The sequence below is a fragment of the Rhodobacter sp. NTK016B genome, assembly GCF_017303295.1.
In the GTDB taxonomy this organism is placed as follows: Bacteria; Pseudomonadota; Alphaproteobacteria; order Rhodobacterales; family Rhodobacteraceae; genus Pararhodobacter.
In genome coordinates this window covers 311,787-338,755 of the sequence record NZ_JAFKOK010000003.1, presented here as the reverse complement: position 1 = coordinate 338,755, position 26,969 = coordinate 311,787, and the positions used below count along the sequence as shown (strand labels likewise).

Here is a 26,969-nt window from a genome sequence, read left to right as displayed (position 1 = left end):
GAAGACTGCATGACCGGAATCAGGTTCGTTCTCAATGGATCGGTGGTGGATGTCACGGGACAGCCGCCGACGCGCACCCTTCTGGACTGGCTGCGCGAAGAGCGCGGGCTGAAAGGCACCAAGGAAGGCTGCAACGAAGGCGATTGCGGCGCCTGCACGGTGATGCTGACCGATGCGCGCGGCACTCGCGCCGTCAATGCCTGCATCCTGTTCCTGCCCCAGCTTCACGGCAAGGCCGTGCATAGCGTCGAGGGGCTGAAAGGCCCGGATGGCGCGCTGCACCCGGTGCAAAGCGCGATGGTGGCCGAGCATGGCTCGCAATGCGGCTTCTGCACCCCCGGTTTCATCATGTCGATGGCGACGGGCCACGCGAATGGCGTCACCGATCACGACACGCATCTGGCAGGCAATCTGTGCCGCTGCACCGGCTACGCGCCGATCATCCGAGCCGCCGAAGCTGCCGCCGCCGATCCCGTGCCCGACTGGCTGGCCGAACAGATCGACCCAGCGACGCAGGAAGGCCTGACCGAGGGCACGCCCGAGGGCTGCGCGCTGCCGCGCTCGTCGGACGAACTGGCGGCATGGTACCTCGAAAACCCCGAAGGCCGACTGATCGCGGGGGCCACTGATGTGGGCCTGTGGGTGACGAAGCAGCTGCGCGATCTGGGTCCCGTGGCCTTCCTGCACGCGGTCGAGGATATGCGCGGCATCGAAGTGACCGACGACGCGGTCCATATCGGCGCCGTCACCACGATTGCCGAGCTTCTGCCCGCTATCGCCCCGCTACATCCCGGCTTCGCCTCGATGCTGCGGCGCTATGGTTCGGTGCAAGTGCGTGAAGCCGCGACGATCGGCGGCAATATCGCCAATGGCTCGCCCATCGGGGACAGCCCGCCCGCCCTGATCGCGCTTGGGGCGACGCTGTATCTGCGCCGGGGCGACGACCGGCGCGCGCTGCCGCTCGAGGAGTTCTTTCTGGACTACGGCAAACAGGACCGCGCGCCCGGCGAATTCGTCGAGGCCGTGTCGATCCCGCGTCAGCCCGACCGGCTGAAATGCTACAAGATTTCCAAGCGCTTCGATCAGGACATCTCGGCGGTGCTGGGATGCTTCAACATCACCGTGACGGACGGAACCGTCACCGCCGCGCGCATCGCCTTTGGCGGCATGGCAGGCGTCCCGAAACGCGCGACAGCGGTCGAGGAGGCGCTGATCGGCAAGCCGTGGACCGAGGCCAGCGTGCAGGCCGCCCTGCCCGCCTTTGCCGAGGATTTCCAGCCGATGAGCGACATGCGCGCTTCGGCCGACTACCGGCTGAACGCGGCGCAGAACCTGCTCTTGCGCTATTTCCTCGAAGATCAGGGATTGGCCACCGATATTCTGAAGGTGACAGCATGAGCGTTCTGCACAAACCCCTGCCCCATGACGCTGCACCGCTGCATGTGACCGGCGAGGCGCGCTATGTCGATGACATTCCCACGCCTACCGGCACGCTGCATCTGGCCTTCGGTCTGTCCGAGATCGCGCATGGCGAGATCGTCGCGATGGACCTTGCCGCCGTTAAGGCCGCGCCGGGGGTGGTGGCTGTTCTGACGGGCGAAGATATCGGCCACGCGGATTGTTCACCCTCGAACAATGACGAGCCGCTGCTCGCGCTCGGAACCGTGCATTATGTCGGCCATCCCGTGTTCCTCGTGATCGCCGACAGCCATCTGAACGCCCGCAAGGCGGCGCGGCTGGCCAAGATCTCGTATACCGAGAAACCGGCCGTGCTGACCGTCGACGAGGCGCTCGCCGCGAATGAGCGGTTCGAGGAAGGCCCGCGCATCTGGGAGCGCGGCGATCTGGACGCCGCTTTCGCGAAATCGGCGAAAGTGATCGAAGGCCGGCTCGATATGGGCGGGCAAGAGCACTTCTATCTCGAAGGTCAGGCTGCGTTGGTCAACCCGCAGGAAGGCGGCGACATGCATGTCGTCTCGTCGACCCAGCATCCGAGCGAAATCCAGCACAAGGTCGCGCATGCCCTGCATGTGCCGATGCACGCCGTGCGCGTCGAGACCCGGCGCATGGGGGGCGGTTTCGGCGGAAAGGAAAGCCAGGGCAATCATCTGGCCGTGGCATGCGCGCTGGCGGCGCGGCTGACGGGCAAGCCCTGCAAGATGCGCTATGACCGTGACGACGACATGGTCGTCACCGGCAAGCGCCACGATTTCCGCATCGATTACAAGGTCGGGATCGATGCCGAGGGCCGGATCCTTGCCGTCGACTTCATCCATTACACCCGTGCGGGCTGGTCGATGGACCTGACCCTGCCGGTGGCCGACCGCGCGATGCTGCATGCCGACAATGCCTATTGGCTGCCCAATGTGCGGATCGAAAGCCACCGGTTGCGCACCAATATGTGCTCGGCCACCGCGTATCGCGGCTTTGGCGGCCCGCAAGGCCTTCTGGGGGTTGAGCGGGTGATGGATCACATCGCGTATGAGCTGAAATGCGACCCGCTGGAGGTCCGCAAACGCAACTATTATCGCGCGGCGCAACCCGCCAAGACCGGGCCCGGCACGGGAAAGCGGTTCAGCGGTGAACATTCTCCTCAGCAACCTGAAGCCGACGCGGTACAGACCACGCCCTATGCGCAACCGGTCGAGGATTTCATCCTGCACGAGATGACCGCACGGCTGGAACAGACCTCGGATTACGCGGCCCGTCGCGCGGCAATTGCCGAATGGAACGCGGCGAACCCGGTGCTCAAGAAAGGCATTGCGCTGACGCCCGTGAAATTCGGGATCAGCTTCACGCTCACGCATCTCAATCAGGCGGGCGCGCTGGTCCATGTGTATCAGGACGGCTCGATCCATCTGAACCATGGCGGGACGGAAATGGGTCAGGGCCTGTTTCAAAAGGTGGCGCAGGTCGCGGCGGGGGTGTTCGACGTGCCGCTCGAGGCGGTGAAGATCACCGCCACCGATACCGGGAAAGTGCCCAACACCTCGGCCACTGCGGCCTCTTCCGGTAGCGATCTCAACGGGATGGCGGTCAAGGCCGCCTGCGAGACCCTGCGCGACCGGATCGCCGATCACCTCGCCGCGCTTCATCAGACCGATGCAAGCAGCGTGTCCTTCACCGACGGCATGGTCCGCGTGGGCGGCACCGAATTGACCTTCGCCGAGGCGGCGATGTCGGCCTATCAGGCGCGGGTGAGCCTGTCCGCCACCGGCTTCTATGCCACGCCCAAAGTCGCGTGGGACCGGATCGCCGGACAGGGGCGACCGTTCTTCTACTTCGCTTATGGCGCGGCCTGCAGCGAGGTGGTCATCGACACGCTGACCGGCGAGAACCGGATCCTGCGCACCGATATCCTGCACGATGCGGGCACCAGCCTGAACCCCGCGCTGGACAAGGGGCAGGTGGAAGGCGGCTTCGTGCAGGGCGCCGGATGGTTGACCACTGAAGAACTGGTCTGGGACGACAAGGGCCGCCTGCGCACGCATGCGCCCAGCACCTACAAGATCCCCGCCTGCGGCGATCGTCCGCGCGTCTTCAATGTCGATCTGTGGACCGGCGCCAACCCAGAAGACACGATCCACAAATCCAAGGCCGTGGGCGAGCCGCCCTTCATGCACGGCGTCTCGGTGTTGATGGCGCTGTCGGATGCCATCGCCGCCTGCGGCGACGGCTCGCGTTACGTGGCCCTCGACGCGCCCGCCACGGCCGAGCGGGTACTGGCCGCCGTGAAAGCCCAGCGGGGTGCCTATGTTTGACCGCGACGCCATCGCGCGGGCCGTTTCGGCGCATGGTGCGGTGGTTCGCGTGGTAATCTGCGCGCATCAGGGCTCTTCCCCGCGCGAGGCGGGGGCCGCCATGCTGATCTGGGCCGATGGCCAGAGCGGCACGATCGGCGGCGGCGCGCTGGAACTCGACGCGAGCCACAAGGCCCGCGCAATGCTGGCGGGCGGAACGGCCCGGACCGAGAAGATCGCGCTGGGTCCGTCGCTGGGCCAGTGCTGCGGCGGCGCGGTGACGCTGGGATACGAGCGGTTCGACCAAACCAGCCTCGCCGCGATCCCGCAAACGGGTCTGTTTGCCCGCCCGGTCTCGGCACAGGCCAGCGCCGAGTCGCCGCTTGCCATCCGCCGGGCCGAAAAGGCCGCGCGCGGCGAAGGCGTCGTCAGCACCCGCTACGCGCAGGGCTGGCTGGCCGAACCCCTTTCGCCCCCTGCCCGGCCCGTCTGGATCTGGGGCGCGGGCCATGTCGGGCGCGCACTGGTTTCCGTTCTGGCCCCCCTGCCCGGCCTGTCGCTGACCTGGATCGACACCGCAGAAGCGCGCTTTCCCGACAGCACGCCACCGGGCGTGACCCGCCGCATTGCCGAAGCCCCGCAGACCATCCTGCCCGAGGCGCCCAAGGATGCCGAGCATTACATCCTGACCTTCAGCCATGCGCTGGACCTCGATCTGTGCCACCGCGCGCTGAGCCATGGCTTCGCGGCCTGCGGGCTGATCGGCTCGGCCTCGAAATGGGCGCGGTTCCGGACGCGTCTGCAGGCGCTGGGTCACGATCCGCGCGACATATCCCGCATCGTTTGTCCGATCGGCGACCCGGCCTTTGGCAAGCACCCGCAGGCCATTGCCGTATCGGTCGCCGCCGCAATCCTTGCCCAGCCGTTCCGTGTATCAGTGAAGGAGACCGCCCGGTGAAACCGCCGCTTTTGTCGATCAAGGGCCTGACCAAGGTCTATCCCGGCGTCGTCGCCAATTCGGAGGTCACCTTCGATATTGGCGATGGCGAGGTTCATGCGCTTCTGGGCGAAAACGGCGCGGGGAAATCGACGCTGGTCAAGGCGATCTACGGGCTGATCACGCCCAATGAGGGGGTGATGGAATGGCGCGGCGTACCCTACGCGCCCACCGCCCCCTCCGAGGCCCGCGCGACCGGCGTGGCGATGGTGTTCCAGCATTTCAGCCTTTTCGACGCGATGGACGTGGCCGAGAATGTCGCGCTGGGCATGGACAACCCGCCGCCCATCCGCGAGCTGGCAGCGAAGATCACCGAGGTGTCGCATAATTACGGCCTGCCGCTTGACCCCTCGCGCATGGTCGGCGATCTGTCGGCAGGCGAGCGTCAGCGGGTCGAGATCATCCGCTGCCTGCTGCAAAACCCGCAATTGCTGATCATGGACGAGCCGACCTCGGTTCTGACCCCGCAAGAGGTCGAAATCCTGTTCCGCACTCTCAGGCAGCTGCGCAGCGAAGGAAAGTCGATCCTCTATATTTCGCACAAGCTTGAAGAAATCCGCTCGCTTTGTGAGAACGCCACCGTGCTACGGTTGGGCAAGGTCGTCGGTCGCGCCGATCCGCGCGAGGAAAGCGCGCGCTCGCTGGCCGAGATGATGGTGGGCCAGTCGCTGCACACGCCGTCGCGCGCGCCAGCTCAGCCCGGCAAGCTGCTGCTTGAGGTGACGGATCTGTCGGTCACCTCGCCCTCGGCTTTCGGCACCTCGCTGCGCGATGTCACCTTTGCTGTGCGCGCGGGCGAAGTGCTTGGGATCGGCGGTGTCGCCGGCAACGGACAGGACGAGCTTCTGGGCGCCCTGTCGGGCGAGTTGCGTACGGCCCCCGATGCGATCCGCATGGCTGGCGACCCGGTGGGCGCAACCGGGCCGACGGCGCGGCGCGCGCTGGGGCTGCTTTGCGCGCCCGAAGAGCGGCTGGGCCATGCGGCGGCCCCCGATATGAGCCTGACGGAAAACGCGCTTCTGACAGGAGCCTATCGCGAGAAACTGGTGCGAAACGGCTTCATCGGCTGGTCCAAGGCGCGCGATTTTGCAGAGAAGATCATCCTGCGCTTTGACGTGCGCACGCCGGGCGCGCATGTCGCGGCACGGGCGTTGTCGGGCGGGAACCTGCAGAAATTCGTCATCGGCCGTGAGATCATGCAGCGGCCTTCGGTGCTGATCGTGAACCAGCCAACATGGGGCGTCGATGCCTCGGCAGCGGCGGCGATCCGGCAGGCCTTGCTGGATCTGGCGCAGGCCGGGGCGGCGGTCGTGGTGATCAGCCAGGATCTGGATGAGCTGATGGAGGTGGCGGACAATTTCGCCGCGCTCAATGGCGGGCGGCTGAGCGCGCCGCGTCCCGTGCAGGGGCTGACCATGGACCAGATCGGCCTGATGCTGGGCGGCGCCGAGGGAGGAGAAACCGATGCTGCGGCTTGAAAAACGCCCCAACCCGTCGAAGTTCTGGAACTATGCCACACCGGTCACGGCGGTTCTGCTGACCATGGTGGCGGGCGGCATCCTGTTCATGCTGCTTGGCAAGAACCCGTTCGAGGCGATCAAGCTGATCTTCTGGGACCCGCTTTTTTCCGAGCAATTCGCCAGCTATTCGCGTCCGCAATTGCTGGTCAAGGCAGGGCCGCTCATCCTGATCGCGGTCGGGCTGTCGATCGGCTTCCGCGCCGGCATCTGGAATATCGGCGCCGAGGGACAATACATCATCGGCGCTTTGTGCGCGGCGGGGGTGGCGCTGGCTTTCTACCCGTCCGAAAGCTGGCTGGTCTTTCCGCTGATGATCGTCGCCGGGGCGTTCGGCGGCTGGCTGTGGGCGATGATCCCGGCGATCCTGAAGACGCGGTTCAACACCAACGAGATCCTCGTGTCGCTGCTGCTGGTCTACGTGGCCGAGAAACTGCTGGCCGCTGCCGCGACGGGGTTCATGCGCAACCCCGATGGCGCGGGTTTCCCCGGCTCGCGCAACCTCAACCAGTATCCGGCGGCAGCGAACCATGAGCTGTTCGCCAATACCGGCCTGCATTGGGGCGGCGTCGCGGCCTTCATCGCGGTGTTGTTCACCTATATCCTGTTGCAGCGGCACATCCTTGGATACCACGTCCAGCTTGCCGGTCAGGCCCCGCGTGCCGCGCGCTTCGCGGGCGTGGCGCCGGCCCGGCTGGTGGTGCTGTGCCTTGGCCTGTCGGGGGCCTTCGCGGGCCTTGCGGGTATGTTCGAAGTGGCGGGCCCCGCGCGGCAGATCACCATCGACTTCAATGCCGGCTACGGCTTTACCGCGATCATCGTCGCGTTCCTTGGCCGGCTGCATCCCGTGGGGATCGTGCTGGCCGGGCTTCTTCTGGCGCTGACCTATATCGGCGGCGAGCTGGCGCAGTTCATGCTGAACCTGCCCGCAGCGGCCATTCAGGTGTTCCAGGGGATGCTGCTGTTCTTCCTTCTCGCGCTTGACGTGCTGTCGAATTATCGCATCAGGCTGGGCGTCTCGCCCCGCGCCTCAGAGGCTGTGTGACATGGATTTTTCCTCGATCAACCCGGTCACGCTGATCGCCATGCTGATGGTCGCGGCCACCCCGATCCTGCTGGCCGCGATCGGCGAGCTGGTGGTGGAAAAGGCGGGCGTGCTCAATCTCGGCGTCGAAGGGATGATGATCACCGGCGCCGTGTCGGGTTTCGCCGTGGCGGTGAATACCGGCAGCCCGCTTTTCGGGATGCTGGCGGCGATCCTTGCAGGCGCGGCCGTGTCCTTCATCTTCGCCGTGCTGACGCAGATCCTGATGGCCAATCAGGTCGCCTCGGGCCTTGCGCTGACGCTGTTCGGGCTGGGTTTCTCGGCCCTGATGGGCCAAAGCTATACCGGCATCGTGCCGCCCCGTACGCCGAAGCTGGATTTCGGTCCGCTCAGCGACCTGCCGGTCGTGGGGCGCATCATCTTTGGCCATGATATCCTTGTCTACGTGTCGATCCTGCTGGTCGCGGCGGTCTGGTACTGGCTCAACTACACGCGCAGCGGCCGCATCCTGCGCGCTGTCGGCGAGAACCACGACAGCGCCCACGCGCTTGGCTATCAGGTCAAGAAGGTGCGCATTCTGGCGATCATGTTCGGCGGTGCCTGCGCCGGTCTTGGCGGCGCGTATCTGAGCCTTGTCCGCGTCCCGCAATGGACCGAGGGCATGACTGCAGGTGCAGGCTGGATCGCGCTGGCACTGGTCGTTTTCGCGTCGTGGAAACCGTGGCGCGCCCTGCTTGGCGCCTATCTTTTCGGCGGAATCACCGTTCTTCAGCTTAATTTGCAGGCAGCAGGGGTGCGCATCCCGGCGGAATACCTTGCCATGTCGCCCTACATCATCACCATCCTCGTGTTGGTCGTTATGTCGTCGAATCGGGGCCGTCGGTCCCTGTCGGCGCCCGGTTCCCTGGGCCGGTCGTTCCACGCTGCCGGATAAGCCGGCACAACAATCCCGGATCCCCGAGCGCGGGCTCCGTCAACTTGGAGAGTACCTTATGAAACGCAGAGAACTCCTGGCCACGTCGGCCGCCGCCCTGGGTCTCGCCGCGACGCTGGGCAGCACCGCACGTGCGCAATCGCCCCTGCGCGTCGGCTTCATCTATCTCGGCCCACCGGGAGATTTCGGCTGGACCTATGCCCACGATCAGGCCCGCCTGACCGCGCAAGAGCATTTCGGCGACACGGTCGAGACCTTCTTTGTCGAAAACGTCCCCGAAGGCCCCGATTCCGAGCGCATCATGACGCAGATGGCGCTGTCGGGGGCGGACATGATCTTCGCGACCTCGTTCGGCTATGGCCCTTCGGTCAACGCCGTGGCGCAGCGCTTCCCCGATGTCGCCTTCGAGCACGCCACCGGCTATCTGCAAGAAGCGCCGAATGTCTCGCTCTATAACTCGCGTTTCTATCAGGGCCGCGCCGTGATCGGCCATATCGCCGGGCGCATGACGGAAACCAACAAGGTGGGCTATATCGCCTCGTTCCCGATCCCCGAGGTCATCCGCGGCATCAATGCGGCCTATATCCACGCCAAGAAAGCCAACCCGGATGTCGAGTTCAGCATCGTCTGGGTCTATTCGTGGTTCGACCCGGCGCAGGAAGCCGCCGCCGCCGAGGCGCTGATCGAACAGGGCTGCGATATCATGATGCAGCACACCGACTCGACCGCGCCGCTCACCGTTGCGCAGGATGCGGGCGTGCTGGGCTTCGGTCAGGCTTCGGACATGACGCAGTTCGCCCCCGATGCGCACCTGACCGCGATCATCGACAACTGGGCGCCCTATTACATGCACCGCATTCAGGAAAAACTCGACGGCACCTGGGAAGCAGGCAATGTGTGGCAGGGCCTGCCCGAGGGCGAGGTCGAGTTCGCGCCGTTCAGCGACAAGATCCCGGCCGATGTGCAGGAAGAAACCAATGCGCTGATCGAGTCGATGCGCAACCGCGAATACCACCCGTTCACCGGCCCGCTGAACCGTCAGGACGGCACGCCGTGGCTGGCCGAAGGCGAAACCGCCGATGACGGCACGCTTCTGGGCATGAACTTCTATGTCGAAGGCATCAGCGGCGAAATCCCCAGCTGACCTTTCCGGCACATCGACGACAAAAGGGGGCCTTGCGGCCCCCTTTTTCCGTGCTGCGCGTTGGTCTGACCCTCAGGCCTGCAGCTGGTCCCAGACTTCGAGCGCGCGGCCTGCATTCATCACCACCGGCCCGCCGCCCATCTGCAGACACATGCCCAGCACCTCGCAGAATTCCTCGCGCGTGCAGCCCAGTTTCTGCAGCACCTCGACATGGAAATTGACGCAATCGTCGCAGCCCTGCGCGATGGCGATCCCGACGGCGATGTATTCCTTTTCCTTGGTCGACAGCGCGCCCGGCTCTTTGACCGCCGCGCTGAGCTGACCGAAGCCCTTCATCGGGGCATTGACCGCCTTGATCAGCGCGCGCGAGCGATCCTTGATGGCGGCGAGTTCGGATTTGGCATCCATATCACATTCCCCTTGATGCATATCTTGGGACAGACGTGCCACAGCGCGCCGGGATGCTCCTTGATTCAGGTCAATCGCTTCAGGGCAACCGACGCTCAGCGAACCAGACGCGGGGTCGCGGCTGCGCAAGAAACGCTCAGCAGCTCCAGCTCGGCGCGCGCGATATCGAGTCCCAGAAGATCACTGAACAGGTCGTTGGTCAGGTTGCCTTCGGCGCCCAAGCCGTTCGCGACATTGGCGCTGGTCAGGACCAGCGTGCTGGCCAAAGATGTCAGCGTCTGCGCCAGCGCGTTCAGCGCGCTTGTCGCGCAGCTGAGGATCGAATTGCAGGTCTGCAGGCTAAGCGCCTCTTCAATCCGCGCGCGCGACCGGTCCAGCATGTCGCCCAGCGTATTGCCCAACAGATCCGTCACCACCTCTTCCGCCGCCGGACCGACCGGCCCCAGTTCGACGACGGGATCGGTGGTGAAACGCTCGCGGGTGAATGCCACCCGGCGCGTCGCGCGCTCTCGCGCGGTGTCGACCTGCATCCCCAGGGCCTCGGTCCCAAGGGGAAGCCCCTGGACGCGCGACATCAGATCGATATCGATCAGGCTGGCATCGACCGGGTCGAACACCGCTATCACCGCCCCCGGGTCGGTGGCGCAGGTATCCCCTTCGTCACTCAGCGTGGCCATGGCGTTGGCAAGGCGGATGTTGAGCCGTAGCTTGAAGATGCCGAGGATGTTCAGCTCGTCCAGCTGAACCCGGATCTGCGACGTCTGCGCATAAGCTTCCGGGCTACCGGGCACCACGTTCAGAGCGATGCGTCTCGGCTCGCCGATCGTCACCCGGGCGCCGACATCCCCGAAGGCGCCGAGCGTAAGGTCGGTCTGCAGGCTGAGCAGATGTTCGGTCAGCAACTCGGCGGTCAGCAAGACCAGATCGGCCACATAGAACTCGACGCCGCGGATCGGTGTGCCGACCCGCAGGCGGCGCAGATCCTCGGACAGGACCAGCCCGTCGCCCAGCCGCACGGTGCCCAGCCCCGGCGGCACGTTCTGCCCGGTCAGGACCGACAGGATGGTGGCGGCGGGCAGATCGGCCTCCAGCAGATCACCATAGGTCGACGGCTCGCCCGACGGGGTCAGAAGACTGGCTTCGAGCGCGATATCGCCCAGCGTTTCCAAGATGTTGATCCGCGTGTCCACCCCGCGCCCGCTGCACAGAACATCGACCTCGGCACCGATCAGGGGGCGCAGGAAGTCCCGCAGCAAGGCAAGCTCGGCCAGACAATTCGACAGCGCGAAGCTGACGCGCGGCGGATCGGTCGCGGCAATGGCCTCGCGCCGCACGATCAACCCTTCGTCTCCCATGAACATATCGAGCAGATACAACTTGACGGGCGTCGTCACGAAAACCTGCACCGCTGTCGTGTTGCGCGTCGTGGTCTGATCGGCATTGGCGGTGAACGTGCCGGCAACCGGGGCGGTGCCGAAGACGATATCGGCATCGGGCACATCAAAAGGATCGTAGCGCGCATTCGCGGCGACAGTCGCGCGGACCGCCCCGCGCGAGGCGTCGGCGCTTTCAAGGAAATGAACCGCCGACAGCGCGGCGAGATCGGCTTGCGACTGAACGTAACGACGCTGGGCGTTGATATGCATCAGGTCTATGGCCAGCGCACCGGCCATCAACAGCACCGGCAGCAGGACCACAATCAGAACCGCCACCACGCCCGTCTCGTCGTCCCGCGCCCCCCGCAGGTGTCGCAACAGGCAGCGCCGGATCTCAGGCCGCCGCAGGATCATCGGCAGGCCCTACCATTGCACGAAACTGGCGCGTTGGAACGACTGGAACTGAAGCCCGATCATTGACCCAAGGATCGCCCCCAGTGTCCCGCGTGTGTCATAGACCACCGACACCCGCAGCATCCGCGTATCGGGATCGTTATCACAGGCGATGCCATTGACGCGGTCGGGTTCGAGCAGCGGCAGGTTCGCGGCCAGCGGCGCAACCATCCGGGCCTCGATCTCTTCGCACCAATCGTCGTCATGCTCGACCGAAAGCGAGGCGCGCGCGAGCTCATGGGCAAGCTGCTGCACGTCGCTGGCCAGCGCGAGATAAAGGCTTGAGGTGACGACAAGCCCCAGAACGCCGATCAGGAAGGGCAGAAGGACGACGAACTCCACGGTTGTCGAGCCGGACTGGTCACGGCCCTTTTCCACAACCTGACGCAGTAAGTAACGAAAGAACCCGTCGTCGTTCTGCATGGTAGCCTCACCCGATACAACGTCTGCTCGTTAAAAGGTACGTAGAGTAAAGGGTCGGGCAACCGAGTTGCCTTGGCAAGTTAAACCTTTATTTTGAATGGATAATTAACCCGGCAATGAATGGGCCGATGCTGCAAATGCAGAAAATTGGATACGTATTTGATACTTCTTGGAAACTTCCGATCCACAACCCTCGGGAGAACACGGCGCGACGACCATTATCCGACCAATGAAAACGGTTTTTTTCGCTTACGTTGCAGATCTGCCACGCGGATATGATCAAAAATTCTGCTGAATCCAGAAGATGTTACGACTTTAGTCGTAAGACACCAAAGGCTCGGCCAAACGATCGAGACCGGCCTGAGTCACCCGGGGATGGGCCGCGTCATAGGGAAGATCTGCAAGCGCGGCGAGACGCTGGTCCAGATCGTCGTAAAGGGCCTCGGCCGTCAGATCAGGCGCCAGCCGCCATGTCGCGCGATGCGGTGAGCCAGGCCAGTCCGGCGCGAGCGATGCCGCCCGGTCGCCGAGGGTAATCACCACATCCATACTCGGCGCGTCATCGCCCGACCATGTTGAAAGCGGCTTTGGCCACAGCAATCCGACATCGTGCCCGCGCCCGGACAGGAAATCGAGCGTCGCGCCCTCGTCACCGGCGCGGGCCTCAAGCCCGGCCGAAAAGACCTCGACCGCGTCGCCCGCGCGGGCGCGCAGCAGCGCCTCGGCCATCAGCGACGGGCCGGCATTGCCCGCCCCGATGAACAGCACATTGCGCACGCGCGCCCCGGCCTGCCCATGGCTCACCCGCCCGCGACCGCCGCAGATCTCGCCGATCCACACCGCGTTCAGCGCCTCGGCCCCGTCGACCGAGGCTGCGTAAAGCAGCGAGGTCGCGCGCCGTTCCTGGCTGATGAGACCCGCCTCCATCAACTGCGCCAGATAGCCCGACAGCGTACTGGGCTTGACCTCGAGCACTGCGCCGATCTCGCCCGCGGCCACGCGGCGCGGGTAATGCCGCATCAACAGACGCATGATCGCCAGTCGCTGTGGATGGGCAAGCGCGGCAAAAGCGGCAACGGGCTCGAGGCTCTGGGCTGGTTCCATGATTGTCGAAGTACGGGGGTTCTTGTCGGGCAGCAAGACAGCCTGTGGACAAGTTTCGCGTCGGTTGCCGGAAAGCCACGCTGTGTTAGCGTGTCGGAAAACAGGAGGAACGCCCATGTCCAGAACCGCCACCAGCATGATCGGCGATGCCGAGGTCACGATCCTGACCGATGGCAGCACCGAATTCGGGCCAGAATTGTTTCCCGGCACCCCGGAAACGACGATTTCAGCTCTTTTGTCGGCGCAAGAAGTCGATGCGATTGCCACCAATTTCAACGCGGTGCTGATCCGCAATGGCGGGCAGACGATCCTGTGCGACGCGGGTCCCCGGGACCTGTTCGGCCCGACCTGCGGCTTTCTGCCCCAGGCGATGGACGAGGCGGGCGTCAGCGCCGACGCGGTCGAGGTTTTGTTCGCCACGCATCTGCATCCCGACCATATCGCGGGCATGATCACCCCCGACGGCGCGGCGGTGTTCCCCAAGGCGGAACTGGTGGTCACGCGGGCCGAACACGCGTTCTGGTCGGACGCGTCCCGGACCGACAACGCCCCCGATCCGCTGCCCGATTGGGGCCAGCTCGCCCGCGCGGTGCTGGCGGCCTATGGCGACCGGTTGAGACTGATCGATGAGGGCGCCGAGATCGCGCCCGGCCTGACCTCGATGCCGCTGGCCGGGCACACGCCGGGCCATGGCGGCTGGCGCCTGAGCTCAGGGTCGGGGCACCTGATCCATGGCGGGGACATCATCCACGCGCCCTATCTGCAGGCCGCCGATCCCGAGATCGGCATCGCGTTCGATATGGACATGGACACGGCCCGCGCGACGCGCAAACGGCTGCTCGACGAACTGGCCAGCGACGGGGCGCTGTTTACCGGCGGGCATTTCCTGCACCCGGCCTTCCATGTCGCCGTGCGCGACGGGACCGGATATCGGCTGGAGCGGCCGTGAGGGCGAAAACGGGGGTTTGCCCCACAGCTTAGAGAAGGCCTGGGGGCTGCCGCCCCAATGCTTAGAGAAGGATCGGGGGGCTGCTGCCCCCCGGGCCCCCCGCTTCAAGGGGGAGCACGCTCCCCCTTGAAAATCCCCCCCTTGAAAATCCCCCGTGAGTATTGGGGGCAAAGTGAAATCAGCCGCGGATCGCTTCGAGCATCCGGTGGACATTGTCGGGATCGGCCTCGGGCGTGATGCCATGGCCGAGATTGAATATATGCGGGCCCTTCGAGAACGCCTGCACGATGCGTTTGGTTTCCGAGACCAGAGCGGGGCCGCCTTCGACCATGTGGCGGGGCGCGAGATTGCCCTGCACGCAGCCATGGATCTGCACCGTCTCGGCCGCCCATTGTGCATCGACGCTGTCATCGAGTGCGACGCAATCGGCGCCGGTGGCGGCGTGGAAATTCGTGTATTTCTCGCCCGCCTGACGCGGGAAGGCGATGACCGGGATCCCGGGATGGCGGCGTTTGAGGGTCTCGGTGATGTGGCGCGCGGGTTCGGTCGCGTAGCGGTCGAAATCGGCGCCTTTGAGCGAACCGGCCCAGCTGTCGAAGATCTTCACGACTTCGGCGCCTGCCTCGATCTGGCGCGAGAGATATTCGATCGTGCCCTCGGTGATCTTGCCCAGAAGCTGCTCGAACAGCGCGCGGTTCTCGGTCATCAGCGCATGCGCGGGGCCTTGATCGGGCGTGCCGCGACCGGCGATCATGTAGGTGGCCACGGTCCAGGGCGCGCCGGCGAAACCGATCAGCGTGGTCTCGGACGGCAATTCGCGTTTGAGGATGCGCAGCGTCTCGTAGACCGGCGAGAGGGTCTCGTCGATATCCTTCACGGGCTTCAGATCGGTGAAGTCCCGTTCGCTGGTGATCGTCGACAGGCGCGGCCCCTCGCCCGTCACAAACCACAGATCCGCGCCCAGAGCCTGCGGCAGAAGCAGGATATCGGCGAACAGGATCGCCGCGTCGAAGCCGTAGCGGCGAATGGGTTGCAGCGTCACCTCGGCGGCCAGTTCGGGGTTGTAGCACAGCGACAGGAAGTCGCCCGCCTGCGCCCTAGTCGCGCGGTATTCGGGCAGGTAGCGGCCCGCCTGACGCATCATCCAGACCGGCGGCACGGCCTGAACCTCGCCTTTCAGCGCGCGCAGGATGGTCTTTGTCGGCGCCTCGGTCGGAGCGGGTAGCTGGGTCACGGCAATCCTCCTGTCGGTATCGGGCCGTCGATGCGTGTCTGGTGTCGCGATGTCAAGGAGCGCAACGTCGCGGCCCCGATTGCGCGGCGCGGCGCGCACCGGCGCGGGGTTAGGAAAGAAGCGCACGGGCGGGCGATGGCAAGGACGTGACGCCAAGAACCGCGCAACACGCCCGCGATTTGTGGACCTTGCGCGCGCCAAGGGCTATATCCGAAACACACCTTTGGGACCCGACGACGCGTGACCGATACCCTGCCCCCGTGGCGCCTTTCCGTGGCGCCGATGCTTGACTGGACCGACTCGAACTGCCGGCAATTCCACCGGCTGCTGAGCCGCGATGCGCTGCTCTATACCGAAATGGTCACCTCGGCGGCGCTGGTCCGCGGCGGGGCGCGGCACCTTCTGACCTTTTCGCCCTCGGAGCATCCGGTGGCGCTGCAACTGGGCGGGTCGGACCCGGCAGAGCTTGCGCAGGCGGCGCGGATGGGCGCGGATGAGGGGTATGACGAGGTCAATCTCAATGTCGGCTGCCCTTCGGACCGGGTGCAGTCGGGCTGTTTCGGCGCGGTGCTGATGAAGACGCCCGCGCTTGTGGGCGAGTGCCTGTCGGCGATGCGTGCGGCCACGCGGACCGAGATCACCGTCAAATGCCGTATCGGTGTCGACGATCAGGACACCGAAGAGGCCCTGCCCGCCCTGCTGGATGCGGCGCGTGCAGCGGGCGTCCGGCGGGTGATAGTCCATGCCCGCAAAGCGTGGCTGCAGGGCCTGTCGCCCAAGGAAAACCGTGAGGTGCCGCCGCTCGATTACGATCTGGTGGCGCGGATGGTCACGGCCTATCCCGACCTGTCGATTTCGGTGAATGGCGGTATCGCCACGCTGGAGGCAGCGCAGGCGCTGCTGGCCCGGGGCTTTGACGGGGTGATGATCGGGCGCGCAGCCTATCACCAGCCCGCCGATATTCTCGGCCCGGCGGATGCGGTGATCTGGGGCGATGAAAGCCCGCGCGCCGATCCCATAGAGGTGGCGCAGCAGGCCGAGGCGATCATCGCCGCCCATCTTGAGCGCGGCGGTCGGCTGATCGGTGCGACGCGCCATCTGCTGGGCCTGTTCGCGGGCCAACCCGGCGCACGGGCGTGGCGGCGGGCCTTGTCCGAGATGCCCAACGGCACGCTCAACGATTACAGGGCGCTGGTCGCCGGTCTGAGCGAAAGGCGCGCGGCATGAGACGCAGATATCTCGCACTGACCCTTGCCTGCACGATAACGGCGCTCGGTGCTTGTGTACCGACAAGCGAGGTCGCGCGGCTGGAAGCGCATACCGACGACGTGACGCCTGTGGCGATCTACCGGCCCGGCGCGGTCAATCCTCTGCCCCCCAGCCGTCCCAATGCCGAGATGGTGGCCGATTTCCTCGAGCTCGGGTTCGCAATGGAAAGCGGTCGTCCGATTGACACGTTCTCGCGCTTCGAGGGGCCGGTCACGGTGGTGACGGGCGGCACGGCGCCGGTCACCGCGATTGCCGATCTTGACCGGTTGATCGCCCGGCTGCGCACCGAAGCGGGTATCGATATCAACCGTGCGGTCAGCGCGCCCGAGGGGGCGAATACGATCACCGTTCAGTTCCTGCCGCGGCGGCAGATGCAGGCGGTCGTGCCCGCCGCGGCGTGTTTCGTCGTGCCGAATGTCGGCACATGGCAGGATTTCGTCGCCAATCGCCGCAGCCCGTCGATCGACTGGACCCGCGTCACCCAGCGGCGGCAGGCGGCGGTGTTCATTCCCGACGACACCACGCCGCAGGAAATCCGTGACTGCCTGCACGAAGAGATCGGGCAGGCGCTGGGGCCGCTCAACGATCTGTTCCGGCTGTCGGATTCGATCTTCAACGACGATAATTTTCAGACCACCCTGACCGGCTTCGACATGCTGCTTCTGCGCGTCTGGTACGCGCCCGAACTGCAATCGGGCATGTCGCGCGACGAGGTCGCCGCGCGCCTTACGACGCTGTTCAACCGGCTGAACCCGGTGGGCCGCAGCCGCAGCGGCGTCGTCGCCGGAGCGACCCCGCGCGAATGGCAGCTGGCGGTGGAACAGGCGCTGACCTCGGATGGCGGCCTGCCGCAGCGCCGCGAAGGGGCCGAGCGCGCGCTTGATCTCGCCCGAGCGCAGGGCTGGACGGATTCGCGGCTGGCGCTCAGCCTGATGCTGGGCGCGCGCCTTGCCCCGCGCGATCAGGGCGAAACGGCACTGGAATCGCTGCTGGCCGCCGCCGAGATCTTCCGCCGCACCCCGGGGGGCGAGATCCATGCCGCGCATATCGACATGCATCTGGCGGTGCAGGCGCTCGCCACCGGCCAGACCGACATCGCGCTGGAGCTGACCGAACAGGCCATTCCCTTCGCGCAACGGACCGAGAATGCGGCGTTCCTTGCATCGCTGGGTTTCATCCGCTCGCAGGCCGAGTTGCAGGCGGGCAACCTCGAAGCGGCCGACCGGCTCAGGGTCGACTCGATGCCGGCGGCGCGGTATGGCTTCGGCTCACAGAGCGCCGCCGAGGCGCGGTTTGAGGAAATCGCCCGCATCGCCGGAGCGGCCCAGCGGCTGGCCGGGCTGTAATCCGGCACCGGACGGGCAGAACAGAGGCTTTCATGGTCATTCTCGCAGGGTTGGTGATCGGCGCGGTCTGGGGCTACATCTATGCCCGCAGAAACGACGGCACCGGCAAGGACATCGCGCAATACGCCGCCGTCTGGGGCATCATCGGCGCGATCGTCAGCGCCTTCATCGCGGTCGGCCTGGACCGGTTGTTCTGATGTTCGTGCCCTTCCTCGAACAATTGCGCGACCATGCGGTCCCCGTGACGCTGAGAGAGTATCTCGGCTTTCTCGAGGCCCTGAAGGCCGGACTCGCGCAATTCGACGCCGAAGGGTTCTACTATCTCGCCCGCACCACGATGGTGAAAGACGAAAAGCATATTGACCGCTTCGACCGCGCCTTTGCGGCGGCGTTCAAGGGGCTTGATGAAATCTCGCCCGAAGCCATCGCGCAGGCCGTGGACCTGCCCGCCGATTGGCTGGAAAAGCTGGCCGAGAAGCATCTGAGCGAGGAAGAGCGCGCGCAGATCGAAGCGATGGGCGGTTTCGACAAGCTGATGGAGACGCTCAAGCAGCGGCTCGAAGAGCAGAAGGAACGCCATCAGGGCGGCAGTAAATGGATCGGCACGGCGGGCACCTCGCCCTTCGGCGCCTATGGCTATAACCCCGAAGGCGTGCGCATCGGCCAGAAGGAAAGTCGCAACCAGCGCGCGGTCAAGGTCTGGGACAAGCGCGAATTCCGCAACCTCGATGACAGCGTCGAGCTGGGCACGCGCAACATCAAGGTCGCGCTGAAACGACTGCGCAACTGGGCGCGCGACGGCGCGGATCAGGAGCTGGACCTCGACGGGACGATTCGCGCGACCGCCGAACAGGGCTGGCTCGACGTCAAGACGCGGCCCGAGCGGCGCAACGCGGTGAAGGTGCTTTTGTTCTTCGACGTGGGCGGCTCGATGGACCCATATGTGCAGGTCGTCGAAGAGCTGTTCTCGGCCGCGCGGGCCGAGTTCAAGCATCTCGAACATTTCTACTTCCACAATTGTCTCTACGAATTCGTGTGGAAGGATAACGCCCGCCGGTGGAATGCGCGCACGCCCACATGGGAAGTGCTGCGCACCTATGGGCCCGATTACAAATGCATCTTCGTGGGCGACGCCAACATGTCCCCCTATGAGGTCGCCCATGCGGGCGGGGCGAACGAGCATTGGAACGAGGAATCCGGGGCAACGTGGCTGGCCCGCGCGCGCGAGCACTGGCCCAACAACCTGTGGATCAATCCCACGCCCGAGAAATACTGGAAGCATTCGCATTCGATCCGCATGATCGAAGAGATCTTCGAGGACAGCATGGTGTCAATGTCGCTCGAAGGACTGACCAAAGGCATGAAGAAACTGGGCCGCTAAGGGCGGTTCTGCGCATCAAGCCATCAGCTGCCATGCGGGCCGCCGCCGCGTTGCGGCATAAAAGCGTTTTGCAGTTGCACAAATCCCCGCATCCCCCTTAGACCTTGCCCAAGGGTGCGACTCGCGCGTGGCTGGGCCCTCCCCGTCCTGCCGCACCGGAACGCGAAGCGCCCGAGACAGTTTCAAGGATGACGCATCATGAAAACCGGCTATAAACTGCCCGAAGTGACCTTCCACACCCGTGTGCGCGACGAAAGCATCGGCGGTTCGAACCCCTTCCGCTGGGAAGACAAGACCACTGCCGATTACTTCGCGGGCAAGCGCGTCGTGCTCTTTTCGCTGCCCGGCGCCTTCACGCCGACCTGCTCGACCTACCAGCTGCCCGGCTTCGAGAACGGCTTTGCCGATTTCGCCGCACAGGGGATCGACGAAATCTACTGCATGTCGGTCAACGACAGCTTCGTGATGAACCAGTGGGCCAAGGCTCAGGGCCTGCAGAACGTCAAGGTGATCCCCGATGGCTCGGGCGAATTCACCCGCCGCATGGGCATGCTGGTGCGCAAGGACAATCTCGGCTTCGGCCTGCGTTCGTGGCGCTATGCCGCCGTCGTCAATGACGGTGTCGTCGAAGCGTGGTTCGAAGAGCCGGGCCTGTGCGACAACCACGGCGAAGACCCCTATGGCGTCTCGTCGCCCGAGACTGTGCTGAACTGGCTGGTCGAAGCGAACAAAGAACAAGCGGCCTGATAGCGGGCGCTTTGTGTTTCAGGGCCGGTCCATGCGACCGGCCCTTTTTTTGTGTCCCGCCCCGCAATGCTATGCATTCAGCGCATGCGGCTACGGCGGGGGTTTTGTTGCTTTCCCCGCCCCCGGCGACTAAATACGAGTAAGCCAAGCGCCAGGGAGGATCCGATGCGCGACCTGAAGTTGCCCGATCAGCGGCACCCGGAAAAAGCCCATCGCCCCGACAATGCCCAGCCGAAAAAGCCGTCGTGGATCCGTGTGAAGGCGCCGGGCGGCGCGGGGTATAACGAGACCCGCCAGATCATCCGCGAGAACCAGCTTTCCACCGTCTGCGAAGAGGCAGGCTGCCCCAATGTCGGCGAATGCTGGAGCCAGGGCCACGCTACCATGATGATCATGGGCGAGATCTGCACCCGTGGCTGCACCTTCTGCAACGTCGCGACCGGGCGCCCCGAAGCGCTCGACGCGTTCGAGCCGGGCCGCGTCGCCCATGCCGTGGCCAAGCTGGGGCTGAACCATGTCGTCATCACCTCGGTCGATCGCGACGATGTCGAGGATGGCGGGGCCGAGCATTTCGCCCAGACCATCCGTGCCATCCGCCACCGCGCGCCCGGCACGACGATCGAGATCCTGACGCCCGACTTTCTGAAATGCGGCCCCGAGGCGCTGGAAACCGTCGTCGCCGCTCGGCCCGACGTGTTCAACCACAATCTCGAAACCGTGCCGGGGCTCTATCCCTCGGTCCGGCCCGGCGCGCGCTATTTCCATTCGCTGCGGATCTTGCAGCGCGTGAAAGAGCTCGATCCGTCCGTTTTCACCAAGTCCGGCATCATGGTCGGTCTGGGCGAAGACCGGCAGAGCGTGCTGCAGGTGATGGACGATATGCGTGCGGCGGATGTCGATTTTCTGACCATCGGCCAGTATCTGCAGCCCACGCCCAAGCACCATGCGGTCGCGTCTTTCGTCACCCCAGACGAATTCGCGAGCTACGAGAAATCGGCCTTCAACAAAGGCTTCCTGATGGTCTCGGCCACGCCACTGACGCGGTCGTCCTATCACGCGGGCGACGATTTCGCCCGCCTGCGCGACGCCCGCAACAGCAAGCTCGGCCTTGCCTGATCGGTTAGCCGGGTCTGCCCTTCGAGCGCAGGCCCGGCGGATCACACGCGGTGGCGGACACGCACCCTGCCTGAGCCACGCGCTGTCATCGCGTTACCGAGATGCGCCTTTCGGCGGGATCAATAGATATAGCGGATCTGGTCGGACCAGTACCGCTCCATCCGTTTGAGGGTGGCGTTGATATGCTCGAGCGCCTCGCCATCGACGACGCCCTTCGCGACCAGCCCGTCCGCATGACGCAGGAACAGGTCGGCCACGACGTGGCGCACCTTCTGCCCGCGTGGCGTCAGCCGGACGCGCACCGATCGCCGGTCGATTTCGCAACGCGCATGATGCATGTAGTCGTTTTCGACCAGCTTCTTCAGATTGTACGACACGTTCGAGCCCTGATAATAGCCACGGCTTTTCAGCTCGCCTGCCGTCACCTCGTTGTCGCCGATATTGAACAGAAGCAGCGCCTGCACCGCGTTGATGTCGAGGATCGACAGGCGTTCGAATTCGTCCTTGATCACGTCGAGCAGCAACCGGTGCAATCGCTCGACCAAGGCCAGCGAGTCCAGATATCGCGGCAGCAGTCCCGAATGATCGACACTATCCGCCATCACGGGCGCGTTCTTGCCATGTGTATGAAAACTCATTCGCCTCTCCGGCCGGGGATTCGAAGAGACTTTGCCAGAGCAATTGCAAATACCGGGTTAAGGCACGGATTTTCCTGTCGCGCCCCGCTGTCACGCGCAAAACGCTTACGTGAACGGAAGTCCAGTTGACCGAACAAGATTGCGCTGTGTATCAAACGCTCAGTTTCATCAAAGGACATACCGATGACCAATCTGTTTCGCACCACGTTTGCCGCAGCCCTGATCGTTTCGCTGCCCGCCATTGCTCAGGCGACCTGCCCCAGCTACGCGCAAAGCGGCGCGGGTCTCAGCTATGACGCCGAGCAGGCCTATGTCCCGCAATCGACCACCGTCATTGCCGGCGGTGATCTCGACCTGTCCACCTGCGCCGAGATCCCCGGCGTCGGCTACATCATCGAGAACCCGGATTTCACCATGCAATACGACGCGCTCGACATGGGCCGCGCGCTGGAAGTCCGCGTCGAAGGCGATTGTGACACCGTGCTGCTGGTGAACACCGCCACCGGCGAATGGCTGTTTAACGACGACACCAACGAGATGAACCCGGCGCTGCGCATCGCGAATGCCCCGTCGGGCCAGTACGACATCTGGGTCGGCACCTATGGCACCGATACCTGCGAAGCGACGATGACGGTCGAAACGTTCTGATCCGCCTCGGCCCGCCGTGACGCAGACAGGGAAAGGCCGCCTCAGGGCGGTCTTTTCCATTTATGCCACGCGGAAACACACCGGACCGGGCCCGATTGTTGCAATCCTCTCACCAAGTGATGAGGCGCGCGTCAGGGGCTAATATCTTGACTGTAGCCAGATATGTCTGCACCCTCACCCGCGCATCGTTGTTTATTTCAGGAGCAAACCATGACGGTTTACCATTATTTCAAACAGAGCTTTATGATGGCCGCCGCCGGTGCGGCGGTGAGCGTCGCCTTCGCCGGTGCCGCCGCCGCGCAGCAATGCCCCGACTGGCAACTCGGCGGTATCCCGATCACCACCGACGCCGAAACCGCCTGGGTCCCGCAGCAATATCCACTCTTCGCCGGTGGCGGGCTGGATCTGGGTGCCTGCGATTCGGTCGAGGGTGTGGGCCGCGTCACCCCCGCGCCGAACTTCACCCTGCAATATGATGCGCTGACTTTTGGCCGCGACCTTGAATTCCGGGTCGAGACCGATTGCGACACCACGCTGCTGATCAACGACTCGACCGGCGAGTGGCACTTCAACGACGATGCGAACGGCACGCTGCAGCCCGCGATGCGCCTGCCCAACGCGCCTTCGGGCCAGTACGACATCTGGGTCGGTACCTTCGGCAGCTCGTCGTGTCAGGCGACGCTGGTGGCCGAGAGCTTCCCGCCGGGCGACGGTTCGACCGGTGGCACGCCGACGCAACCGGCCGCGCCCGTTTGCCCGGAATGGTCGCTGGGCGGCACCGAAGTTCAGCTGATGGCCGGCGGCACCGACACGCAGCAGACCATGGCGGGCGGCAATGTCGACCTGTTCACCAATGCCTGCGACATGCAGGCCCATGGCTACGTCTCGCAAGCGCCGAACTTCTCGCTCTATTACGATCCGCAGGGTCAGACCGGCCCGCTGAATATCAGCGTCTCGGGTGATTGCGACACCACGCTGCTGGTGAATGATCCGACCACCGCGTGGCTCTTCAACGACGACGCCACCGACCTGCAGCCCGCGCTGCAGATCAGCGACGCACAGGCCGGTCGCTATGACGTCTGGGTCGGCACCTACGGCGCCTCGACCTGTTCGGCCTCGATCACCATGAGCGCCGGCGCCGCGCCCGCTTCGCCCCAATCGGGCAAGTAAGCCGCAAGACCATGAATGCGAAAGGCCGGGTGAGAACCCGGCCTTTTTTATGTTTGTCAAGGTGTTGCTGTTCGGTCTTCACACGGCGAAAGACCCGTTACGCAAGCCGGGTCGATGCGAAATCAGCGATCCGATCCATCAGCCCGGCATAGGCCTGCGGCCCTTTCGGCTGCGCCGACCCCACACCGATCCGCGCCGTGACCCATTGGTAAAGATCATGGTCATTCTCGCTGAGCAGCGCCTCGTAGAGATCCAGCGCTTCGGGCTCCAGCCCGCCCAGCTCGGTATCCGAGAACGGCCCGAGAATCAGGTCCATCTCTTTGATGCCGCGCCGCCACGACCGCATGCGCAGCCGCTTCAGGCGCGCCTCTTCGGGGCTGATCGCGGGATCTGGCGTCATCGCATCGCTCACTGACCGGACTCGCCGCTCTGAGCGTTGGCAAGCTGCGTCTTGAGCACCTTTTCGAGCCGCCCGATCCGCTCGCCCATGGCCAGCAATTCGCCGCGCAGGCTGCGCAGATCGGCCAGCGCCGCCGTCGCCGCGGGATGTTGCGGCGTCTCTTCCACGCTCGCCTGCGGCTGCACGTCGTCGCCCTCGCCCGTCAGCAGCCAACGCAGCGACACGCCCAGCAATGCGGCCAGCATCTGCAGCCGGTTCGCGCGCGGCTCGGACACGTCGTTTTCCCAGTCGCGCAGGGTTTTGGCGCGCACGCCCAGCCGCTGGGCAAGCTGGCTTTGCGTCATGCTCGCAGCCTCGCGACCCGCCGCAAGGCGGTCGCCAAGCGTCGCATGGTCATCGGTGAACCAGGTGTCGTTCATTTGTCCTCCTCGCCCATGGCGGTGGTTCGCGTCCCAAGACCCACCTTGGCCCTTGAACGCCCATTGCGCGCAGAATATGAGATGGCTCCGGGAAAAACAAACCGGAGGCGACCCATGCCGTTCCTTTCCGACACTCTTGCGCGCGTCAAACCCTCGGCGACCATCGCCGTCACTAACATGGCGGCCGAGATGAAGGCAGCCGGCAAGGACGTCATCGGCCTCGGCGCCGGCGAGCCGGATTTCGACACGCCGCAGAACATCAAGGATGCGGCCAAGGCCGCGATCGACGCGGGCAAGACCAAATACACCGCCGTCGACGGCATCCCCGAGCTGAAAAAGGCGATCTGCGCCAAGTTCGAGCGCGAGAACGGGCTGAACTATCAGCCCAACCAGATCACCGTGGGCACCGGCGGCAAGCAGACGCTCTACAACGCGCTGATGTGCACGCTCAATCCGGGAGACGAGGTCATCATCCCCGCGCCCTACTGGGTCAGCTATCCCGACATGGTGCTGCTCGCGGGCGGTACGCCGGTGACGGTGCCCGCCGGGATCGAGACGAATTTCAAGCTCACGCCCGACGCCCTCGAGGCCGCGATCACGCCCAAGACCAAGTGGTTCATCTTCAACTCGCCCTCGAACCCCACGGGCGCGGGCTATACGAAGGACGAGCTCAAGGCGCTGACCGACGTGCTGATGAAACACCCGCATGTCTGGGTGATGTCGGACGATATGTACGAACATCTCGTCTTCGACGATTTCGAATTCTTCTCGCCCGCCCAGATCGAGCCCGGCCTCTATGAGCGCACGCTCACCTGCAACGGCGTGTCCAAAGCCTATGCGATGACCGGCTGGCGGATCGGCTATGCCGCGGGCCCGGTGGCACTGATCAAGGCAATGGCGACGCTGCAATCGCAATCGACCTCGAACCCGTGCTCGATCGCGCAATGGGCAGCCCTCGAGGCGCTGAACGGCCCGCAGGATTTCCTGATCCCATTCCGCGAGGCCTTCCAGCGCCGCCGCAACCTCGTGGTCGAAATGCTCAACGCCGCCCCCGGCATCACCTGCCCCAAACCCGAAGGCGCGTTCTACGTCTATCCCGATATCTCGGGCTGTCTGGGCAAGACCTCGGCCGGCGGCACGCTGATCGAGGATGACGAGACCTTCGCCAAGACGCTGCTCAAGGAAACCGGGGTCGCTGTGGTGTTCGGCGCGGCTTTCGGCCTCAGCCCCAATTTCCGCGTCAGCTACGCCACTTCGGACGACGCGCTGAAGGAAGCCTGCACGCGCATCCAGACCTTCTGCAACGGCCTGACGTAACACGCCGAGTAATGGATAACTGGGGCGGCCCGGAAACGGCGCCGCCCCTTTCTTTTGCGCCCGCAAAAAGCGCCCTGCATCCGCCGCATCTTTGATCCAAAAATATCCTCAGGGGGTCCGGGGGCAGAATGCCCCCGGCGGGTCGCCCGAGACGGCCGTGCCGCAGGCGCGGCTGGCAAGGGCGAAATCCCTCCCCCTGCCTCAGCCGCGCGCCGCCTCGCCCGATAGCGCCGTCGCCAGATGGTCCCAGACCAGCCTGATGCGCTGACTGGTTTGCAATTCGCGGTGGCAGACCAGCCATAACTCGACATTATTCACCCGGAAGTCGGGCACGATCCGCTCGACATCGGGCGTCTTCTGCGCGATCTGGTCGCTCATCAGCCCGATCCCCAGCCCGCGCCGCACCATTTCCCAGCCTGCGACGGTGTTCTCGGAATGCAGGCGGATGCTCGCTTCGGTCACCGGCAAACCGAATCGTGCCAGCACCTGCGCCATCCGTTCGGGCGCCGTCAGGCCGACGAAGGGCAGATCGCGCAGATCCTCGGGCAGCTGCGGCCGGCCATGGCGGCGTATAAACGCGGCCGAGGCATAGAGAGAGGCGCCGCCGTGATTGATCTTGCGCGCGACCAGCCCGGCCTCGCTGGGGCGGACATGACGGATGGCGATGTCAGCCTCGCGCCGCAATAGGTCCGATAGTTGATTGGTCACCACGACGCTGATCTCGATCTCGGGGGCCAGATCGGCCAGTTCCCCCAAAATCTCGGGCAGGACATAAGCCGCCATCGCGTCCGACGCCGAGATCGAGACCCGCCCGCCGATCCCTTCGACCCGGCCTGCCGCGACCAGCGCCAGCTGCGCGGCGGCACTGCCCATTGCCCGGACATGGGTCTCGACCGCGCGTCCCGCCGGCGTCAGCACCCATTCGCGCCCGGCGCGCTCGAACAGCGCTACGCCAAGGGTCTTTTCCAGCGCTGCGATCTGCCGCCCGACGGTGGGCTGCGCGACCTTCAGCGCGCGCGCCGCAGCGCTCAGCGTGCCGCATTCCACCGTGGCCAGAAAGGCCCGGACCTGATTCCAGTCAAAGCTCACCGCGGCCAGATTCATGCAATTATGCATAGCACGGCTGCAGTTTCATGCAATTCCACAGAGCCGTACCTTGCCCTATGATCGCGCCAACCCGTCAAGCCAGCATCG

The 26,969-nt window shown here is 64.9% G+C and carries 26 protein-coding genes; 17 read left to right on the top strand and 9 right to left on the bottom strand.

Annotated features, from left to right (window positions below):
* The first annotated feature begins 9 nt into the window (after positions 1–9).
* Genes xdhA through JI664_RS05970 form a run of 7 tightly spaced genes read left to right on the top strand, consistent with a single transcriptional unit; the run spans position 10 to position 9,377 of the window.
* Entirely contained in the window at positions 10–1,398 is a 1,389-nt protein-coding gene (gene xdhA, locus JI664_RS06000) for a xanthine dehydrogenase small subunit (protein ID WP_207012811.1), read from the top strand.
* Entirely contained in the window at positions 1,395–3,761 is a 2,367-nt protein-coding gene (xdhB, locus tag JI664_RS05995) for a xanthine dehydrogenase molybdopterin binding subunit (protein WP_207012810.1), read from the top strand. The genes xdhA and xdhB overlap by 4 nt, the downstream gene beginning before the upstream one ends.
* The gene (gene xdhC / locus JI664_RS05990) at positions 3,754–4,698 is read left to right on the top strand and encodes a xanthine dehydrogenase accessory protein XdhC (RefSeq protein ID WP_207012809.1); all 945 of its coding nucleotides are present in this window, start codon (positions 3,754–3,756) and stop codon (positions 4,696–4,698) included. Before xdhB ends, xdhC begins: the two co-directional genes overlap by 8 nt.
* On the top strand, positions 4,695–6,215 hold the full coding sequence (locus JI664_RS05985) for an ABC transporter ATP-binding protein (RefSeq protein WP_207012808.1): 1,521 nt from the start codon (positions 4,695–4,697) through the stop codon (positions 6,213–6,215). Before xdhC ends, JI664_RS05985 begins: the two co-directional genes overlap by 4 nt.
* Positions 6,202–7,299 (top strand): ABC transporter permease, encoded by a 1,098-nt coding sequence (locus JI664_RS05980; RefSeq protein ID WP_207012807.1) that lies wholly within the window; start codon positions 6,202–6,204, stop codon positions 7,297–7,299. The genes JI664_RS05985 and JI664_RS05980 overlap by 14 nt, the downstream gene beginning before the upstream one ends.
* Before the next feature lies 1 nt (position 7,300).
* Entirely contained in the window at positions 7,301–8,233 is a 933-nt protein-coding gene (locus JI664_RS05975) for an ABC transporter permease (protein WP_207012806.1), read from the top strand.
* Between the two features lie 58 nt (positions 8,234–8,291).
* Positions 8,292–9,377: a BMP family ABC transporter substrate-binding protein gene (locus JI664_RS05970; protein WP_207012805.1), complete on the top strand. Its 1,086-nt coding sequence runs from the start codon at positions 8,292–8,294 to the stop codon at positions 9,375–9,377.
* 72 nt (positions 9,378–9,449) lie between these two features.
* On the opposite strand, the gene JI664_RS05965 is transcribed toward JI664_RS05970, so the two are convergent.
* The 4 genes from JI664_RS05965 to JI664_RS05950 form a co-directional block, all read right to left on the bottom strand.
* Complete coding sequence (locus JI664_RS05965; RefSeq protein WP_207012804.1) at positions 9,450–9,785, bottom strand: carboxymuconolactone decarboxylase family protein; 336 nt, start codon at positions 9,783–9,785, stop codon at positions 9,450–9,452.
* A gap of 95 nt (positions 9,786–9,880) precedes the next feature.
* The gene (locus tag JI664_RS05960; RefSeq protein ID WP_207012803.1) at positions 9,881–11,497 is read right to left on the bottom strand and encodes a pilus assembly protein TadG-related protein; all 1,617 of its coding nucleotides are present in this window, start codon (positions 11,495–11,497) and stop codon (positions 9,881–9,883) included.
* Positions 11,498–11,584: 87 nt separating this feature from the next.
* Positions 11,585–12,037 (bottom strand): TadE/TadG family type IV pilus assembly protein, encoded by a 453-nt coding sequence (locus JI664_RS05955; RefSeq protein WP_207012802.1) that lies wholly within the window; start codon positions 12,035–12,037, stop codon positions 11,585–11,587.
* Between the two features lie 315 nt (positions 12,038–12,352).
* On the bottom strand, positions 12,353–13,141 hold the full coding sequence (locus tag JI664_RS05950) for an ArsR family transcriptional regulator (protein ID WP_207012801.1): 789 nt from the start codon (positions 13,139–13,141) through the stop codon (positions 12,353–12,355).
* Between the two features lie 115 nt (positions 13,142–13,256).
* Between JI664_RS05950 and JI664_RS05945 the strand changes: the two genes are divergently transcribed.
* Complete coding sequence (locus JI664_RS05945; protein ID WP_207012800.1) at positions 13,257–14,090, top strand: MBL fold metallo-hydrolase; 834 nt, start codon at positions 13,257–13,259, stop codon at positions 14,088–14,090.
* 178 nt (positions 14,091–14,268) lie between these two features.
* On the opposite strand, the gene hemE is transcribed toward JI664_RS05945, so the two are convergent.
* Complete coding sequence (hemE, locus tag JI664_RS05940) at positions 14,269–15,324, bottom strand: uroporphyrinogen decarboxylase (RefSeq protein ID WP_207012799.1); 1,056 nt, start codon at positions 15,322–15,324, stop codon at positions 14,269–14,271.
* Between the two features lie 282 nt (positions 15,325–15,606).
* Between hemE and dusA the strand changes: the two genes are divergently transcribed.
* The 6 genes from dusA (at position 15,607) to lipA (ending at position 21,183) form a co-directional block, all read left to right on the top strand.
* On the top strand, positions 15,607–16,551 hold the full coding sequence (gene dusA / locus JI664_RS05935) for a tRNA dihydrouridine(20/20a) synthase DusA (RefSeq protein WP_207012853.1): 945 nt from the start codon (positions 15,607–15,609) through the stop codon (positions 16,549–16,551).
* Positions 16,548–17,939: a DUF2927 domain-containing protein gene (locus JI664_RS05930; protein WP_207012798.1), complete on the top strand. Its 1,392-nt coding sequence runs from the start codon at positions 16,548–16,550 to the stop codon at positions 17,937–17,939. The genes dusA and JI664_RS05930 overlap by 4 nt, the downstream gene beginning before the upstream one ends.
* Positions 17,940–17,971: 32 nt before the next feature.
* Positions 17,972–18,136: a hypothetical protein gene (locus tag JI664_RS05925; RefSeq protein WP_207012797.1), complete on the top strand. Its 165-nt coding sequence runs from the start codon at positions 17,972–17,974 to the stop codon at positions 18,134–18,136.
* Positions 18,136–19,320 carry a vWA domain-containing protein gene (locus tag JI664_RS05920; protein ID WP_207012796.1) on the top strand — a complete coding sequence of 395 codons (1,185 nt, stop codon included), beginning with the start codon at positions 18,136–18,138 and terminating at the stop codon, positions 19,318–19,320. The genes JI664_RS05925 and JI664_RS05920 overlap by 1 nt, the downstream gene beginning before the upstream one ends.
* A gap of 198 nt (positions 19,321–19,518) precedes the next feature.
* Positions 19,519–20,067, top strand: coding sequence for a peroxiredoxin (locus tag JI664_RS05915; RefSeq protein ID WP_207012795.1), 549 nt, complete (start codon positions 19,519–19,521; stop codon positions 20,065–20,067).
* A 165-nt stretch (positions 20,068–20,232) separates the two neighbouring features.
* Positions 20,233–21,183, top strand: coding sequence for a lipoyl synthase (gene lipA / locus JI664_RS05910; RefSeq protein WP_207012794.1), 951 nt, complete (start codon positions 20,233–20,235; stop codon positions 21,181–21,183).
* Positions 21,184–21,302: 119 nt separating this feature from the next.
* Here the strand turns inward: lipA and JI664_RS05905 are convergent, their stop codons facing one another.
* On the bottom strand, positions 21,303–21,785 hold the full coding sequence (locus JI664_RS05905; RefSeq protein WP_286173892.1) for a MarR family winged helix-turn-helix transcriptional regulator: 483 nt from the start codon (positions 21,783–21,785) through the stop codon (positions 21,303–21,305).
* Between the two features lie 219 nt (positions 21,786–22,004).
* Between JI664_RS05905 and JI664_RS05900 the strand changes: the two genes are divergently transcribed.
* Both JI664_RS05900 and JI664_RS05895 read left to right on the top strand, forming a co-directional pair.
* Positions 22,005–22,469, top strand: a complete 465-nt coding sequence (locus tag JI664_RS05900; protein ID WP_207012792.1) for a hypothetical protein — start codon at positions 22,005–22,007, stop codon at positions 22,467–22,469.
* 210 nt (positions 22,470–22,679) lie between these two features.
* Complete coding sequence (locus JI664_RS05895) at positions 22,680–23,639, top strand: hypothetical protein (protein ID WP_207012791.1); 960 nt, start codon at positions 22,680–22,682, stop codon at positions 23,637–23,639.
* Between the two features lie 97 nt (positions 23,640–23,736).
* On the opposite strand, the gene JI664_RS05890 is transcribed toward JI664_RS05895, so the two are convergent.
* Both JI664_RS05890 and JI664_RS05885 read right to left on the bottom strand, forming a co-directional pair.
* On the bottom strand, positions 23,737–24,039 hold the full coding sequence (locus tag JI664_RS05890) for a succinate dehydrogenase assembly factor 2 (RefSeq protein ID WP_286173872.1): 303 nt from the start codon (positions 24,037–24,039) through the stop codon (positions 23,737–23,739).
* A gap of 8 nt (positions 24,040–24,047) precedes the next feature.
* Positions 24,048–24,458: a helix-turn-helix domain-containing protein gene (locus JI664_RS05885; protein ID WP_207012790.1), complete on the bottom strand. Its 411-nt coding sequence runs from the start codon at positions 24,456–24,458 to the stop codon at positions 24,048–24,050.
* 114 nt (positions 24,459–24,572) lie between these two features.
* Between JI664_RS05885 and JI664_RS05880 the strand changes: the two genes are divergently transcribed.
* Positions 24,573–25,775, top strand: coding sequence for a pyridoxal phosphate-dependent aminotransferase (locus JI664_RS05880; RefSeq protein ID WP_207012789.1), 1,203 nt, complete (start codon positions 24,573–24,575; stop codon positions 25,773–25,775).
* A 201-nt stretch (positions 25,776–25,976) separates the two neighbouring features.
* Here JI664_RS05880 and JI664_RS05875 read toward each other — a convergent pair whose 3' ends face one another.
* Positions 25,977–26,879, bottom strand: a complete 903-nt coding sequence (locus JI664_RS05875; protein WP_207012788.1) for a LysR family transcriptional regulator — start codon at positions 26,877–26,879, stop codon at positions 25,977–25,979.
* Positions 26,880–26,969 lie beyond the last annotated feature (90 nt).

Coding starts and splice junctions, on each gene's coding strand:
- JI664_RS05920 (WP_207012796.1), top strand. CDS start 18,136: ATGTTCGTGCCCTTCCTCGAACAATTGCGCGACCATGCGGTCCCCGTG.
- JI664_RS05965 (WP_207012804.1), bottom strand. CDS start 9,785: ATGGATGCCAAATCCGAACTCGCCGCCATCAAGGATCGCTCGCGCGCG.
- JI664_RS05890 (WP_286173872.1), bottom strand. CDS start 24,039: ATGACGCCAGATCCCGCGATCAGCCCCGAAGAGGCGCGCCTGAAGCGG.
- JI664_RS05915 (WP_207012795.1), top strand. CDS start 19,519: ATGAAAACCGGCTATAAACTGCCCGAAGTGACCTTCCACACCCGTGTG.
- JI664_RS05980 (WP_207012807.1), top strand. CDS start 6,202: ATGCTGCGGCTTGAAAAACGCCCCAACCCGTCGAAGTTCTGGAACTAT.
- JI664_RS05975 (WP_207012806.1), top strand. CDS start 7,301: ATGGATTTTTCCTCGATCAACCCGGTCACGCTGATCGCCATGCTGATG.
- JI664_RS05930 (WP_207012798.1), top strand. CDS start 16,548: ATGAGACGCAGATATCTCGCACTGACCCTTGCCTGCACGATAACGGCG.
- JI664_RS05970 (WP_207012805.1), top strand. CDS start 8,292: ATGAAACGCAGAGAACTCCTGGCCACGTCGGCCGCCGCCCTGGGTCTC.
- JI664_RS05885 (WP_207012790.1), bottom strand. CDS start 24,458: ATGAACGACACCTGGTTCACCGATGACCATGCGACGCTTGGCGACCGC.
- xdhB (WP_207012810.1), top strand. CDS start 1,395: ATGAGCGTTCTGCACAAACCCCTGCCCCATGACGCTGCACCGCTGCAT.
- JI664_RS05880 (WP_207012789.1), top strand. CDS start 24,573: ATGCCGTTCCTTTCCGACACTCTTGCGCGCGTCAAACCCTCGGCGACC.
- dusA (WP_207012853.1), top strand. CDS start 15,607: ATGCTTGACTGGACCGACTCGAACTGCCGGCAATTCCACCGGCTGCTG.
- JI664_RS05945 (WP_207012800.1), top strand. CDS start 13,257: ATGTCCAGAACCGCCACCAGCATGATCGGCGATGCCGAGGTCACGATC.
- JI664_RS05900 (WP_207012792.1), top strand. CDS start 22,005: ATGACCAATCTGTTTCGCACCACGTTTGCCGCAGCCCTGATCGTTTCG.
- xdhA (WP_207012811.1), top strand. CDS start 10: ATGACCGGAATCAGGTTCGTTCTCAATGGATCGGTGGTGGATGTCACG.
- JI664_RS05905 (WP_286173892.1), bottom strand. CDS start 21,785: ATGGCGGATAGTGTCGATCATTCGGGACTGCTGCCGCGATATCTGGAC.
- xdhC (WP_207012809.1), top strand. CDS start 3,754: ATGTTTGACCGCGACGCCATCGCGCGGGCCGTTTCGGCGCATGGTGCG.
- lipA (WP_207012794.1), top strand. CDS start 20,233: ATGCGCGACCTGAAGTTGCCCGATCAGCGGCACCCGGAAAAAGCCCAT.
- JI664_RS05950 (WP_207012801.1), bottom strand. CDS start 13,141: ATGGAACCAGCCCAGAGCCTCGAGCCCGTTGCCGCTTTTGCCGCGCTT.
- JI664_RS05875 (WP_207012788.1), bottom strand. CDS start 26,879: ATGAATCTGGCCGCGGTGAGCTTTGACTGGAATCAGGTCCGGGCCTTT.
- JI664_RS05895 (WP_207012791.1), top strand. CDS start 22,680: ATGACGGTTTACCATTATTTCAAACAGAGCTTTATGATGGCCGCCGCC.
- JI664_RS05955 (WP_207012802.1), bottom strand. CDS start 12,037: ATGCAGAACGACGACGGGTTCTTTCGTTACTTACTGCGTCAGGTTGTG.
- JI664_RS05925 (WP_207012797.1), top strand. CDS start 17,972: ATGGTCATTCTCGCAGGGTTGGTGATCGGCGCGGTCTGGGGCTACATC.